Source organism: Bordetella genomosp. 9 (genome assembly GCF_002261425.1).
Classification (GTDB): Bacteria; Pseudomonadota; Gammaproteobacteria; order Burkholderiales; family Burkholderiaceae_B; genus Bordetella_C.
In genome coordinates, this window is sequence record NZ_NEVJ01000003.1 from 2,484,101 (window position 1) to 2,498,751 (window position 14,651).

Annotated in this window: 10 protein-coding genes; 5 read left to right on the plus strand and 5 right to left on the minus strand. The window is 68.0% G+C overall.

Going from position 1 to position 14,651, the window contains the following annotated elements; genetic code table 11:
• Window positions 1-128 precede the first annotated feature (128 nt).
• Window positions 129-1,136 carry a Bug family tripartite tricarboxylate transporter substrate binding protein gene (locus tag CAL26_RS22315; RefSeq protein ID WP_094848894.1) on the minus strand — a complete coding sequence of 336 codons (1,008 nt, stop codon included), beginning with the start codon at window positions 1,134-1,136 and terminating at the stop codon, window positions 129-131.
• 245 nt (window positions 1,137-1,381) lie between these two features.
• On the opposite strand from CAL26_RS22315, the gene CAL26_RS22320 reads away from it, so the two are divergent.
• Window positions 1,382-2,746 carry an MFS transporter gene (locus CAL26_RS22320; RefSeq protein ID WP_094848895.1) on the plus strand — a complete coding sequence of 455 codons (1,365 nt, stop codon included), beginning with the start codon at window positions 1,382-1,384 and terminating at the stop codon, window positions 2,744-2,746.
• Between the two features lie 112 nt (window positions 2,747-2,858).
• On the opposite strand, the gene CAL26_RS22325 is transcribed toward CAL26_RS22320, so the two are convergent.
• Window positions 2,859-6,341, minus strand: a complete 3,483-nt coding sequence (locus tag CAL26_RS22325; protein ID WP_094848896.1) for an autotransporter family protein — start codon at window positions 6,339-6,341, stop codon at window positions 2,859-2,861.
• A 310-nt stretch (window positions 6,342-6,651) separates the two neighbouring features.
• On the opposite strand from CAL26_RS22325, the gene CAL26_RS22330 reads away from it, so the two are divergent.
• Together CAL26_RS22330 and CAL26_RS22335 are read left to right on the plus strand one after the other, a co-directional pair.
• The gene (locus tag CAL26_RS22330) at window positions 6,652-8,478 is read left to right on the plus strand and encodes an ABC transporter ATP-binding protein (RefSeq protein WP_094848897.1); all 1,827 of its coding nucleotides are present in this window, start codon (window positions 6,652-6,654) and stop codon (window positions 8,476-8,478) included.
• A 203-nt stretch (window positions 8,479-8,681) separates the two neighbouring features.
• Complete coding sequence (locus CAL26_RS22335; RefSeq protein WP_094848898.1) at window positions 8,682-10,043, plus strand: ROK family protein; 1,362 nt, start codon at window positions 8,682-8,684, stop codon at window positions 10,041-10,043.
• Window positions 10,044-10,091: 48 nt separating this feature from the next.
• Here the strand turns inward: CAL26_RS22335 and CAL26_RS22340 are convergent, their stop codons facing one another.
• Genes CAL26_RS22340 through CAL26_RS22350 form a run of 3 tightly spaced genes read right to left on the minus strand, consistent with a single transcriptional unit; the run spans window position 10,092 to window position 12,332 of the window.
• A complete protein-coding gene (locus CAL26_RS22340; RefSeq protein ID WP_179283439.1) occupies window positions 10,092-11,057 on the minus strand; it encodes a Bug family tripartite tricarboxylate transporter substrate binding protein in 966 nt (321 codons plus the stop codon).
• Between the two features lie 32 nt (window positions 11,058-11,089).
• A complete protein-coding gene (locus tag CAL26_RS22345; protein ID WP_086066814.1) occupies window positions 11,090-11,329 on the minus strand; it encodes a hypothetical protein in 240 nt (79 codons plus the stop codon).
• Window positions 11,330-11,372: 43 nt separating this feature from the next.
• On the minus strand, window positions 11,373-12,332 hold the full coding sequence (locus CAL26_RS22350) for a Bug family tripartite tricarboxylate transporter substrate binding protein (protein ID WP_179283440.1): 960 nt from the start codon (window positions 12,330-12,332) through the stop codon (window positions 11,373-11,375).
• A 377-nt stretch (window positions 12,333-12,709) separates the two neighbouring features.
• Here CAL26_RS22350 and CAL26_RS22355 point away from each other — a divergent pair, with 377 nt between their 5' ends.
• Window positions 12,710-13,384 (plus strand): GntR family transcriptional regulator, encoded by a 675-nt coding sequence (locus CAL26_RS22355; protein WP_179283441.1) that lies wholly within the window; start codon window positions 12,710-12,712, stop codon window positions 13,382-13,384.
• A 110-nt stretch (window positions 13,385-13,494) separates the two neighbouring features.
• On the plus strand, window positions 13,495-14,628 hold the full coding sequence (locus tag CAL26_RS22360; protein WP_094848902.1) for a TauD/TfdA family dioxygenase: 1,134 nt from the start codon (window positions 13,495-13,497) through the stop codon (window positions 14,626-14,628).
• The last annotated feature ends 23 nt before the right edge of the window (window positions 14,629-14,651 follow it).

Below are 14,651 nucleotides of genomic sequence, written 5' to 3' on the forward strand. Positions count from 1 at the left end.
CCTTCCTGTTGCTGCGCGGCCTCCTCCCCACGGGAGGATTCGCGCTCGGGGCGGCCCGACGGCATGGCAGAGTTCTCGGATGGGGAAGAAGACTTCGATGACATGTACATCCTTCGCGTGTTGAAACGTCAATCCACCGTGATCCTGGCGTCCTGGATCACCTGCGCCCACTGGTCCACTTCGGCCTGCAGGCGCTTGCGGGCGTCGTCGGCCGACGCCGGCGCCACCGCATAGGCGCCCTGCTGCAGCAGCTTTTCCTTGGTATCGGGCATGACCAGTATTTTGGCCAGCGCGGCATTCAAGCGGTCGACGACGGGCTTGGGCGTCTTGGCGGGCACCAGCACGCCAAACATCGACGCGACATTGAAATTCGGCAGGCCTTCCTCGGCCGCCGTCGGCGTATCCGGCAACATGGAAATGCGTTCCGGCATCGTAACCGCAAGCGCGCGCAGCTGGCCGCTCTTGATGAAAGGCAGCGCGGCCGGCACGGTTTCCACCATGGTCAGGACCTGCCCGCCGACCAGGTCCGTCATGGCGGGACCACTGCCGCGATAAGGCACGTGCAGCATGTCGACGCCGGTCTGCCGCTTGAAGAGTTCGGCCGCCATGCGTTGCGGCGCGCCCGCGCCGGAAGACGCATAGGTCAGCTTGCCCGGATTGGCCTTGGCGTAGGCGATGAGTTCCTTCAGGTTGTGGATGGGCAGCTTGGGGTTCACCACGAATACCAGCGGCACGGCGGCGATGGTGGCGACCGGCGTCAGGTCGCGCGTCAGGTCGTAGGAGATGGTTTTCTTCTCCAGGGTCGCCATGATGGAATGCGAGGTGATGGCGCCCATCAGCAGCGTGTAGCCGTCGGGCTCGGCCCGCGCCACCGCGTCGGCGCCCAGGTTGCCGCCGGCGCCGCCGCGATTTTCGACGACGACCTGCTGCTTGAGCTCGTCCGCCAGCTTCATCGCGATCACGCGCCCCACGACGTCGGTGGCGCCGCCTGGCGGATAGGGGATGACCAGCTTCAAGGGGCGGTCGGGATAGGCGGCCAGGACGGACGGCGCCAGGACGGCGGCGCCGATGGCCAGGGCCAGCGTACAGCACGCGGCCAGCAGTCGCCTGCGCGGCGCGGCAATGGGGTTGGGCATGGTTGTCTCCTGTGGTTTTTGTGATGTGCGTCGAGCGCAGCCGTCGCCACCCGCCGATGTGCGCGATGCCGGGGCGTATGCGGATTATTGGGGCGAGCGGCGGCGCATGGCGCAGCTTTTTTAGGGTTCAAAGTGAGATTTTTTTCAGGTTCCGGACGGCACGCCGGTGCGTGGCGGCGCGGTACGATGTCGCGCGGCGCGACGCGCCGCCCTGACCCGCCTCCGCCTCCGGACGTCACCTCGCCATGAAAGACACGCCGCAGTCTTCGTCCTCCCAGGATTCCGACCCCGGGCCCGTAGCGGCGCCCCCCGGGACGGAAGCGAACGACGCGGCCGCCGATGAAGCGGCATCCCGCGCCGGCGAGCCGCTGCATGCCCCTGCGGCCGCCCGCGCCGTGCCGCTATGGGTACTCGCCCTGGGTACCACCCTGGGCATGCAGACCGTCGCGTCCTTCCTGGACATGAGCCTGCCCGTGATCGCGCCCTTGCTGACGGCCGGCGCCGGCCTGTCGCCGGAGCGTGTCGGCAACCTGTCTTCCCTGAATTCGCTGGGCACCGTCCTGTTCCTGCTGTTCGGCACGCCGCTGCTGGCCCGGCTGGGACCGGTCCGCACCCTGCAGGCCGGCGCCCTGATGGCGGTGTTCGGCCTGGCGCTGGCGGCCACGGGCTATTGGCCCCTGCTGATCCTGGGCGCCATCCTGATGGGAATAGGATACGGCCCGTCGCCGCCGGCCGGCAGCCGCATCCTGGCGGCGACCGCGCCACCCCAGCACCGCACGCTGATTTTCTCGATCAAACAGGCAGGCGCGCCGGCGGGCGCCGCGTGCGCCGGGCTGATCCTGGCGCCAGCGGCAGCGGCCTGGGGCTGGGAGGGCGCCATGCTGATTTCCATGGCGGTCGGCATCGCGGCGGCCTGCGTGATCGCGCCGGCGCGCGCCGCGCTGGACAGCGAACGCGACCCGGGCCGCGCCATTCACCTGAAGGCGCTCATCCATCCGCGCGCCTTCGTCACGCCCTATCGCGTGCTGCGCGCCGCCCCTTCGCTATTCGCGGTGTCGGCGCTGGCGTTTTCCTTCGCCGTGGTGCAGGGGTCGCTGTTCTCGTTCTCGGTCACCTACCTGGTCACCGCGCGCGGCATGCCGCTGGCCACGGCCGGCATCGCCTACGCCTGCATGCAGTTCGCCGGGGTGTTCGCCCGCATTTTCCTGGGCTGGCTGGCCGACCGCACGGGCCGACCGGCGTACAACCTGACGATCCAGGCCTTCATCGCGGCGGCGCTGGTGGCCGCGTATGCATTGCTGCCCGCGTCGCCATCGCTATGGCTGGCCGGGCTGGTCGCCGGCGCGGCGGGCTTCTTCGCCGCCAGCTGGAACGGCATCTACCTGGCCGAAATCGCGCGCCTGTCCCCGCAGGACAAGATCGTCGAGGCAACGTCCGCGTCGGTGCTGGTTTCCTTCCTGGGCTACTTCGCCGGCCCATCGGTGTTTTCGCTGCTCGTCACGCTGACGGGCAGCTACGAAACGCCTTTCTTCGTCGTGGCGGCCCAGCTCGCACTGATGGCCGCCGTCCAACTCGCTGTGCTGCGCCGGCGCGACCGCCGCCGCCCTTAACGGCTGCCACCCTCTCGCGATCGGGGACACCGCGGATCCGGCTCCGCCGGTCCGCAGGTGTCGCCCCCTTGAGGGGGAAGCGCGTTAGCGCTTCGGGGGTGGGCTCTTCCTTTCAGAACCGGTAGCGGACGTCCAGCGTGCCGCTGTTCTGGCGATTGCCGTCGCCGAACTGGCCGCCGTACGTCAGGCCGACGGTGGTGCGGCGGGTAACCGCCATATCCACGCCCAGGGTCACGACCGCCGCGTCGCGGGCGATCGGCGAGCCGACCACGCTGAAGGACTGGCTGCCGTCGAAGGCCATGGTGGTCTTGGGATCCAGATCGCCATACGAATGGCGCCAGCCCACGGACCCATGCAGGCGGCCCTGCGCATTGTTGCTTTCGAAGGCGTACTGCGCGCGCAGGCCCAGGGTGGTGCTGCCCACCTGGTCATGGCTGCTCTTGCCCATCAGCGCGGCATCGCCACCCGATTCGCCGAAGCCACGCGTACGCTGGTCGCTGTAATCAGCGCCCACGAAGGGCTCCAGCGTCACACGCGTATTCAAGGGCATCGCGTAGCCCAGTTCGGTGAAGAACTGCGTGGTGCTCGCGCTGTAGGAAGCCGTCAGGTCCTGGCCGACACCGGCCGCGTTCACGCTGCGCTCGGTATCGATATCGTGCCAGGTGTAGGCGGCGCCCACCGTCAGGTTGATCTTGGCGGAACCGGCGTCGAAGGCCTTGCCGCCATAGATCACGCCGCTGTAGCTATCCACGTCCGCACGCGAAGACAGCCCCTTCAGGCTGCTGTGGCTGCCGGTGTAGCCCACCGCGCCACCCAGGCGCCAGCCGCCGCCCACGGCCTGGTCGCCGCCGACGAACACGCCGCCGTCGGATTGACGGACCTTGGCGCTATCGTCGCCGCCAGACAGCGTGCGCCAGTTGCCGAAGACCTGCGCCCACACGGGCTGGGCATCCGACTGCGGCAGCGCCGAGGCATCGCCCCGGCCCAGCTGCGCGGTCGGCGGGCCGGCGCGCAGGCCGGCCGCCATGTTGGCGCGCAGATGCGCCATGGGCAGGCTGACGACGTTGCTGGTCACCCCGTTCAGCGTGTTGGCCACGCTGGCATGGGCCTCGCCGCTCAGGCTCTCGAACACACCGGCGGGCGCGCCGTTCGGCAGGTTCAACACACGCGAATACAGGGCACTGTTGGTCGGCAGCGATTGCAGCGCATTGGCTACCGATCGCTGGTTGGGCGTGTTGGCCAGGTCGGCGAACTGGATCGGGCGGGTCGGCGTACCGCCGCCGTTGTTGCCCGAACCGGTATCAGGATTGCCGGGCGTCACCGGCGTGCCGGGGTCCACCGGCGTACCCGGATCCACCGGGGTGCTGGGGCTGCCGTTGCCCGAGCCCGGATCGACCGGCACTTCCTTCAGGTTGACCACCAGATCGACCTTGTTGGCGCCGTAGGTCAGCGCCGGCGCCAGGAAGGCGTAGTTGCTGTTGACCGCGCTGAAGGTGCCGGTGATGCCGCCCGAGGCTTCGACGATGTTGTAGGTGGTCGACGCGGCATACGTGCCCGCGGTGCCCACCTGCATGACCGAGCCACCCAGTTGGGCCGCGCCGTTGACCACGACCTTGCTGTGGCTGCCGTCCGGCGCCGCGGTGATGCGCAGCGTGGAGCCCGCCGTCATGAGCAGCAGGCCGTTGACGGTCAGCGTGCCGGTCGGCGCAGTCGCGTTGCCGGGCGACAGCGTGGCGCCGGACCCCACCTGCGTGAGGCCGACCTCGCCGGTACCCGACAGCGTGCCGCCGAATACGGCTACCCTGGCGCCGTTGAGCTTGCCGTTGACTTCCATCTCGCCCGCGCCGACCAGCACGATGCCCGTGTAGGCGCTGCTGTCGGCGGTCAGCGTCAGCTTGCCCGTGCCGCCCTGCACGAAATTGCCCGCGCCCGTGATATGGCCGTTGTAGACGACGTCGTCGGAACGATTGAAGCCGGCCACGGCGTTGGCGCCGATGACCAGGTCGCCCGGCAGGCTGCCGGAGGTGCCGCCGTTGCCGAAAACGAGCGCGGCATCGCCGCCGACGGTCGTGGTGCCCGTATAGGTGTTGTTGCCTTCCAGGGTCACCTGGCCCGAACCGTTCACTGTCAGGCCGCCGTTGCCATCGATGTCGCCCTTGAAGCTGGCCTTGTCCAGCTGGCCCACCACCTCGATGACCCCGTCCGCGCCGGACAGGTGCACCGCGCGCTGCGAGTCGAAGGTGGTGCCGCTGATCTGCAGCGTGCCGCCCTTGAAGGTCAGGTCGCCGGCGCTGTCACCCAGCGCGGCATCGGACGTCACCGCCAGCTTGCCGGAGGTCAGGGTCCAGGGGGTGAGGGCGGCGGTGGTGCCGGTCAGGGTCGCCGTCGACGTGCCGGTTTTCTCGAAGTTGTCGAAGCCGATGTACTGGCCGGTCGGGCCCACACTGGACACGTCGAAGCTCTGGTTGGTCGCGCCGCCCAGCGCCAGCGTGCCGCCGCTGCTCGCCATCACGTTGCCAACGATGGTGCTGCCGCTGCGCAGCTCGAGGCGGCTATCCGTGCCGTAAAGGCTGATCGCGTTCGCCCGCGTGACGCCGTCGCCCGCCAGGCCGCCGACGATGGTGCCGGTGTTCACGATGCTGATGTTGGAGCCGGAAACGGCCTCGGCGCCGTCGCCTCGGCGGTAATTGGTATTCGTGGCGTTAACGCCACCGGCGCCACCGCCGCCGCCGACGATCGTCCCGGCATTGATGAGCGTGCTGCCCAATCCATTGAACAAGATGCCCACGGACCCCTTGGCGCCCGACGCTTCGGCGTCGTTGTTGGCATTCCGTGCTCCGTCGCCGCCGGTGCCGCCCTGGATCATGCCGGTCGACGTGACCGTCACGCTGGCATCGCCGTTGGCGAACACCAGGCCGTAGCCGCCCTGACCGCCGCCCGCGCCGTTGAAAACGCCGGAGCCGTTGTTGACCAGGCCAGCGCCGGCATTGCCGCCGTCACCGCCTTTGATCGTGCCGGCGACATTGAGCACGACGCTCGTGCCCATCATGACGACGCCGTTGCCGCCAGCGCCGCCGCCGCCGCCCGTGCTATAGGCGACGCCCGAATCGATGGAGCCGGCGCCGCCATCGCCGCCGTTGCCACCTGCATAGGTCGTGCCGCTGCCCACCGAGAAGCTCGTGACAGTGCGCTTGATGGCGGTCGCGCCGCCACCGCCGCCGCCGCCGGCACCGTCCGCGCCGCCACGCCCACCCGCGCCGCCGCCGCCCGCGAACAGGGACGTGCTGTAGCCGCCGCCGGGGGAGCTGGTGCTCGTCGCGGGCGTGGAGGCCGCAGCCCCGTTCTGGCCGAAGCCGCCGGCATTGCCGCCGTTGCCGCCGTCATACCCCGACGCCTCTCCCGACGTATCTGCCACGCCGTGCAGGCCGCCCGTAGGGCTGCCAAAAGTCGCCTGCTGGCCATTGATCCCCGCCGACCACGCGGCCTGCGAGGCCAGCGCCATCAGGGCGGCCGCGACGGCATAGCCCAGCTTGTCGCGGTGAAACGTAGGAAGGGGGGTTGCGCTTGCTTGGGATACGCGCAGGGACTGGGGCATCGTCACATCCAGGCTGGTCCGCAGGCTTCCGATCAGAAGGACGAACCTCAAAGGAACGAACCTGCATGAGCGGCACGACTGCGGAAGGTGTTAGGCCGCTTGAAGCGGTGTGCAACCGGATTGACGGGCGTACTAAACAATTCTTAAGGAACGTAATGGTCGGGGTAACAACTATCTCGATTTATATGCAAATGAAGGGCAACAATAGGAAATAATCGTCATGCGCACCAAAGGGCGGTCGGCGATAATGCGTAGACGCGCTCCCCGCCCGCCACGCGGCATCGAACGCCCGCCCTTCCCTGCACGCCTCATGACCCGTACCCGCTTCGACCTTCGAGGAAGCGTCTTCAAGGACGCCCTCGGCTTCACCTTTCGCCATTGGCGCCGCCAGCCCCTGCAGGTGGCGACCGTCGCCGTGCTCATGCTGATTTCGGCGGTCGCCGACGTCGTCACGCCGATGTACGCCGGCCGCTTGATCGATGCGGTCGCGGGCGGCGCGGCCGCCGAACCGGCGGCCTGGCATGCCGCCTTGGTGGCCTTCGCCGTCCTGGTCGGCCTGGGGGTATTCAGCCTGCTGCTGCGCCAGTTCGCCTTCGCCACGATCTCGGCCATGACCGTCAGGATGATGAGCCGCGTGTGCGCCGACGCCTTCCAGCGCGTGCAGCGCTTTTCCAGCGACTGGCACGCCAACACCTTCGCCGGGTCCACGGTGCGCAAGATCACGCGCGGGATCTGGGCGCTGGACCTGTTGAACGACACGCTGCTGCTGGCGCTGCTGCCGACCCTGGTCATGCTGTCCGGCGCCGCCGTGCTGCTGGGCCTGCACTGGCCCGTCATGGGCGTCATCGTCGGCGCCAGCGCCGTGGTGTACATGGTCGCCGTCGTCCTGCTGTCGCTGGGCTACGTGGCGCCGGCCGCGCGGCTGGGCAATGCCTGGGACACGCGGCTGGGCGGCGCGCTGGCCGACGCGATCACCTGCAACGCGGTGGTCAAGGCCTTCGGCGCCGAACGCCGCGAAGAGGCGCGCCTCCAACGCATCATCGGCAAGTGGCGCGCGCGCACCTTGCGGGGCTGGCTGCGCGGCACGGTGAACGGCACGGCCCAGGGCGCCATGCTGGTGGTGATGCGCGTCGCCATCGTCGGCACGGGCCTGCTGCTGTGGGCCGGCCAGCGGGCCAGCGCCGGCGACATCGCCTTCGTCCTGACGATGTTCTTCATCCTGCAGGGCTATATGCGCGAGCTGGGCAACAACGTGCGCAACCTGCAGCGGTCCGTCAACGATATGGAAGAACTGGTGGGGCTGGAGCGCCAGCCGCTGGGCATCGCCGATCGCCCGGGCGCGGTACCCATCATCATCACCGCCGGCGAAATCCGCTTCGACCACGTGACCTTCCAGTACGGCGGGCACGTCACGCCGCTGTACCAGGATTTCTCCATACGCATCGCGCCCGGCGAGCGCGTCGGGCTGGTCGGCCACTCCGGCTCCGGCAAGACGACCTTCGTCAAACTGATCCAGCGCATGCACGACGTCAACGCGGGCGCCATCCTGATCGACGGACAGGATATCGCGACGGTGCAGCAGGCGACGCTGCGCGCGCAGATCGCGATCGTGCAGCAGGAGCCCATCCTGTTCCACCGCAGCCTGGCGGAGAACATCGCCTATGCCCGGCCCGGCGCGTCACGGGCGGAAATCGAGGCCGCCGCGCGGCTGGCCAACGCGCACGACTTCATCGCCACGCTGCCGCGCGGCTACGAAACACTGGTGGGCGAGCGCGGCATCAAGCTGTCCGGCGGCGAACGGCAACGCGTGGCCATCGCCCGCGCCTTCCTGGCGGACGCGCCCATCCTGATCCTGGACGAAGCGACCTCCAGCCTGGACAGCGAAAGCGAAATGTTGATCCAGCAGGCGATGGAGCGCCTGATGGTCGGCCGCACGACCCTGGTGGTGGCGCACCGGCTGTCCACGGTGCGCGCGCTGGACCGGCTGATCGTCATGGAAAAGGGCCGCGTCATCGAGGAAGGCACGCACGACCAGTTGGTCGGCCGGCCCGACGGCGTCTACCGGCGCCTTTACGAACGCCAGGCCTTGTCCCTGACCAGCCCGCTGGAGCAGGCGGAGACCGCGTTCCAGGCCTGACCCCCGGGTCTGTCATCCAGCGGGCCAGGCGGTGCGGCATGCACCGTGGCATGCCGCGTGCTAAGGGGCGGCCCCTTTCGCCTGTCACAGCGCCTGTCACAGTCGCGTCTCACAGGGACGGCCGCCCCGAGGAATCAGGTTAGGATGTGTTCCCCCGAACCTGTTGCCTTGAACCGGCCCACCCCCTGCTTACTGGAGCGAGCATGCCCGATTCAGACAGCCACCTGCTGCATGGCGGCCTGGAGTTTCCCGACTTCACCATCGACAACTACAGCCTGTCGCTGCGGGACGACAATGGCTTTGTCGGCGACAACGCCAGCCGGCCTGCGTTCCAGGCCATCCTGGAAGCCTGGCGCAGGCTGTTCGAAGCGCTGCACGGCAAGGACCCGCTGGGCGACAAGCCCACGGAAGAGATCCCCAAGAAAAAGCTGGATGTGATGATGCAGCGCGAAGGCGCGGCCGCGGCGGCTATCCATGGCGCGCTGGAAGACTATGCGGAGCAGCTGGCCCGCGTGGTCAAGCGCTTCCTGGCGCACAAGTCATGGAAAGGCGTCGAGCGCATCGTCATCGGCGGCGGCCTCAAGCAGAGCGACATCGGCAAGCTGGCGGTGGACGCGGTCGCCAAGCGGCTGTTCCGCGACGACGTCCACGTCCAGCTGCGCCTGCTGCACCATCACGCGGACGAAGGCGGCCTGATCGGCTGGCTGCATCTCATGCCGCCGGATCTGTCGGAACGGTACCGCGCGATGCTGGCCGTCGACATCGGCGGGACCAACATCCGTTGCGGCATCGTGCGCTTGCCCAAGGACAGGGATCCGCTCAAGGCCAAGGTTGTGATTTCCGAAAAATGGAGCCATGCCCGCGACGAGAACACGACCCGCAAGGAGCACGTCGTGCAGGGCATCGCCGATATGCTGACCGAGCTGATCGAATACGCCCGCAAGCACAGGATCAAGCTGGCGCCATGGGTGGGCGTCGCATGTCCGGGCCGGATACGCCAGGACGGATCCATCAGCCGCGGCACGCAGAACCTGCCGGGGGATTGGGCGCACCGCGATTTTCACCTGCCACGCGCGCTGTGCAAGCGGCTGCCGAAGATAGACGGCCAGCAGACGCAGGTGATGCTGCACAACGACGCCGTGGTGCAGGGGCTGTCCCAGCTGCCTTATGTGGATGACGTCCGGCGCTGGGGCGTGCTGACCGTGGGCACCGGGGTGGGCAATGCCCGCTACACGATGCGGCGCCGGCGCGCCGATACGGCGCCGGAAGCGGACGAGCCAGTCAAGGCGCCCGCCCGCCCTGCGCTGAGGACCGCGTCGGCAACGAAGAAAGCGCCGGCCGGGGCGCCCGTCGAGGCAGCGAAGAAGGCGGCGAAGAAAACAGCCGCGAAGGCCGTAAAGAAAGCGGTGAAGAAGACAGCGTCAAAGGCCGTGAAGCAGGCACCGACGAAGGCCGTGAAGAAGACAGCGTCGAAGGCCGCGAAGAAGGCACCGACGAAGGCCCTGAAGAAAGCAGTGAAAAAACCGGCGGCACGCGGCAACAAAACCACCCGCACGTCCAGATGACAACGGGTGGCCGGCGCGGGCCTCCGCGCCCGGGCCGCCCGCTTGCCGCTACTGCTTCACATCCTTGAGCAGCTCCGTCAGCTGCTTCGTATCCTGATCGAGAAAAGCGGTGAACTCCGCCGGCGTGGAGCGCGCCGGCGTCGCGCCCATCGCTTTCAACTGCTCCGTCGCCGTCGGCGACCGCAGCAGTTCCGCGACGGACTGGTGCAGCGTCGCCACCACCGCGGCAGGCGTTGCCGGCGGCGCCAGCATGCCGAACCAGCCCACGGACTCGTATCCCGCCACCCCGGCTTCCGCCAGCGTCGGATACATGGGAAACAGCGGCGAACGCTCGCGGCTGGTCACGCCCAGCGCCCGCAGGTTGCCCGCGGCGATATGGGCCAGCACCGCCGGCGCCGGCGCGAACATCATCGCCACCTGTCCGGACATCACGTCCGTCACCGCCTGCCCCATGCCCTTGTAGGGAATGTGCAAGAGCTGCACCCCCGCCATTTTTTCGAACTGCAGCCCGGCCAGATGCGACGCCGTGCCGACCCCGGACGATGCATAGCTGAGATTCGCGCCATCGCGTTTCGCCGACTCGACCAGTTGGGCGACCGTGGCCGCCGGCACCTTGGGATTGACCACGAGGATGTAGGGGGGCGCCGCGATCAGCGATACCGGCGAATAATGATCGATGACGCGATAGCGGGCCGGGTCCTGGCCCGGCGCGGGCACGATCGCCCCCGTCGCCGCCATCAGCAGGGTATAGCCGTCCGCCGCGGAACGGCTCACCTGGCCCGCGCCGATCACCCCCGCGGCGCCCGCCCGGTTCTCCACCACGAAAGGCTGCCCCAACTTCTCGGCCAGCCCCTGGGCGACCAGCCGGCCCAGGCTGTCGGTCGCGCCTCCCGGCGGATAGGGCACGACGATCCGCACGGTCCTTTCCGGGTAGCCGGCCGCCGCGGCCGGCCCGGCCACGCCCGCGGCGGCCAGGGACAGGCCGCCAAGCAGGAACTCTCGCCTGGTTTTCATATTGAGCACCATCATGGGAATAAAGCAGAGGACTAGAGCAATATCGTTTCGCACTGCTCGCACATCAGCCGGTCGCCGCCGGCCGCCGTCGGGCCCATCTTCAAGGAGGCGGCCCCCGTGAGCACGCGGAACCAGTCCCGCTGCGCCGCGACGCGCTCGGCCAAGTCGGACGCGTAGCCGTTCACGGCCCGCGCGCTGGCGCGGCGCCCCGACGGGTGATATCCCGCCATCACCTCGAAAACCACGGTGCCGCAAAGGCAACTTCCCTTCATGTCCTGCTCCTGGCGGGCCGGCCGCGAGCGCGGCGGCCCTGGGTCATTTCAAACTGATGTTGGCCTCTTTGGCCAACTTCCCGTATTGCCGGATCTCCCCGGAGATGTACTGCCTGAATTCCTGCGGCGTGCTGGCGACCGTCCGGATGCCCAGCTCGCGCAGGCGTTGCGCGACGTCCGGCTGGCGCAAGGCCTTGGCGAACTCGACCTGGAGCCGATCGACGATGGCGGCCGGCGTGCCAGCGGGCGCCAGGATCCCGTACCACGGTTCGGAGATCACCCCCGGGTAGCCCGCTTCCGCCATGGTCGGCAGGGTAGGCGCCAACGCGGAGCGCTTGTCCGCCGCGATCGCCAGGGGCCGCACCAGTCCGCCCTTTTCGTATTCCAGGATTTCCGGCAGGTTGCCGAAGGCCATCCCGATGTGTCCTCCCGCCAGGGCCTGCAGGGTTTGCGAGGAGCCCCTGAAAGGTATCTGGCTCAAGGTGATGCCGGCCGACCGCTGGAAAGCCTCGCCGGTCATATGGCCCCCGGTGCCCGGCCCGAGGGTGCCGTAGGTCACCGACCCGGGATGGCCCTTGGCCTGCTCCACCAGGTCTTTCACGCTGCGCGCGGCCGAGGCGGCCGGCACCGCCAGGACCTGGGGCACCGCCGCAAGCAGCGTCACCGGTTCGAAACTCTTCTCGGTGTCGTAGGGCAACTCGACGCCGACCGCCGGCGCGATGGTGAAGTTGGTCGACTGCGCCAGCAAGGTGTAACCGTCGGGCTTGGCCCGTGCGACGAAGCCGCTGCCGATGATGCTGGATGCGCCCGGCCGGTTTTCCACCAGCATGGGCTGGCCCATGGATTCCGTCACCTTCTGCGCGAGCAGGCGCAGGAGGTTGTCCAGGGATCCGCCAGCGGGAAACGGGTTCACCACCATGACCGGTCTTTCCGGAAAGCGCTCGGCGCGCGCCGCTCCCCAGGGCACCGCCCAAAGGCTGGCTGCGAGGAGTGCCGCGCCCACGATCCGTCTGCTACAGGTTTCCATTTCAATTCCCCTTGCCTTGATTTGATCCAGGTCATGCGACCGCGGCGTGGCAGTCCGGCCCATCGTCCGTGGGCCTGCGAATATTGGTACACTGCAACGGCATTCCGAGCATACGCGCGTGCTGCCATGAACCGGTCATGATCGTGCGCGAATAATCAGCGCGCACGCTTCGGAACCAGCCAGGTCTCACCGTTTATTGGTACGTCTCATTGGTATGCCAATAAATTGTGGCGGGTGCGTCTCGCTTTGTCAATAGGGCGAAACGCAAACCCATGCAGAACACCGCATGGCCGGTTCCCGAATCCGTATTCCGCCCCAGGCGACTACCCAACTCCCAGGCAACAAAGAACATCGTGAGCAAAGCTACAGAAGCAGACCGTGTTTTCAACGGCATCGTGTCCGACATCCTTGCCGGCGCCATACGGCCGCGCGAACATCTTTCGGAACGGGATCTCGTGGCCCGCTATGGCGTCAGCCGCACGCCGGTCCGGGAAGCCACCAAGCGCCTGTTCGAACGTGGTTTCGTCGAGTCCGGCCCGAAAGGCGTGGCGGTGGTCATGGAGATCGGCGGCGAAGACCTGCGGAAGCTGTACGAGCTGCGCGTCAAGCTGGAAGGCGCCGCGGCGCTGGAGATCATCAAGAACATCACGCCCAAGGAAATCGACAAGCTGGCGCAGATCAACAAGAAGTTCGGCGCGGCGCTCGCCAAGCGCGACCTGGTGAAAATGCTCGAGATTCGCGCCGACTTCCACGCCACCCTGATGGAAGCCACCCGCAATCGCTGGCTGGCGATGATCCTGATCATGCTGCGCGACAAGGCCTATGTCGTGCGCCACTACCATTGGCAGGACTTCAACCGCGCCACCGCCACGCTGGACATCCACAACGAGATGGTGGAAGCCTTGCGCGAAAAAGACGCCAAACGTTTCCAGAAGCTCGTCGTGCAACAGATCGACGCGGCCATCACCACTTACCAGAACCGCCTGCAGGCGCCCTCCTGGAACAGCACGGCCATGGCCGGCAAGTAATGCGCCGGGGACGGCCGGCCTGCGGACGGCGGCCATAAATGCCTTGATTGGTATGCCAATGATGGATATTCTTTCGGAATCGCCATCACGCATCCAGGAAGAGACATTCCATGACGACCGCAGCCAGCACCCATCCCGCCGCCCATGCGGCGTCCCGTCCGGCGGCGCCGCCCGCCTTCACGCCGGCCACCGGCGCCCATGTATGGCTCGGCCCGCAGCTGGCCTCGCAGACCGACTGGATCGACCACTTCACCGCGGCGGAGATCAAGGAATTGCTGTCCGCCCTGGCTAGGACGAAGGCAAAGTTCGGCGATTTCCAGGCAGTGCGGCGCCAGGACTTCGACGTCCCTGGCCTGCAGGCCAGGTTTCGCGCGGTCCGGCGCCAGCTGGAACAGGGGCGCGGTTTCATGATGCTGCGCGGCCTGCCCCTGGACGATCTTTCGGACGCCGACTGCAAACTGCTGTTCTGGGGCATCGGGATGCAGCTGGGCGTGCCGCTATGCCAAAGCGCGCGCGGGGAGCTTCTGGCCGAAGTCAAGGATGTCGGCGAAAAAATGGGGCAGTCGACGTCGCGGGCCTATCGCGCCGCCGGCCCCCTGCGTTTCCATACCGACCAGTGCGACGTGTTGGGACTGATGTGCATCCGCGAACCGGTGTCGGGTGGACACAGCCGTATCGCCAGCTCGCCCGCGCTGCACAATGAGCTGCTGCGCAGCCGCCCCGATCTGCTCGCGGTGCTGCGCCAGGATTTCAATTTCAGTCGCCAGGGCGAGGCCGCGGCCGGCGAACAGGCCTGGTACACGCGGCCTATCTTCGCCGGCCAGGACGACACGTTCACCAGCGTCTTTTCGCAATCGCATATCGAAAGCGCGCAGAAACTGGACGGCGTCCCCTGCCTGACCGACGCACAGCGGGAGGCGGTCGAGACCGTCGCCCGCCTGGCCGATCAGCACAGCCTGACCGTGGAGCTGCGACGCGGCGACCTGCAGTTCTTCAACAATCACGTGATCTACCACTCGCGTACCGACTACCAGGATCATGCCGAGGCCGACCGCAAGCGCACGCTGCTGCGGCTGTGGCTGGCGGTACCGGACAGCCGGCGCCTGCCGGACGCGTTCGCGCCCTTCTACGGCAGCACGGCGCCAGGCGCCTTGCGTGGCGGGATCCTGCATGCGTCCGGCCGCCGGTACGCGTTTCCCGATTGGGAGGCGGCGGGCTGGACGGCGGCGGACCTGGCTGCCTGAAGTTCGCCGCCGTGCCGGGCCGG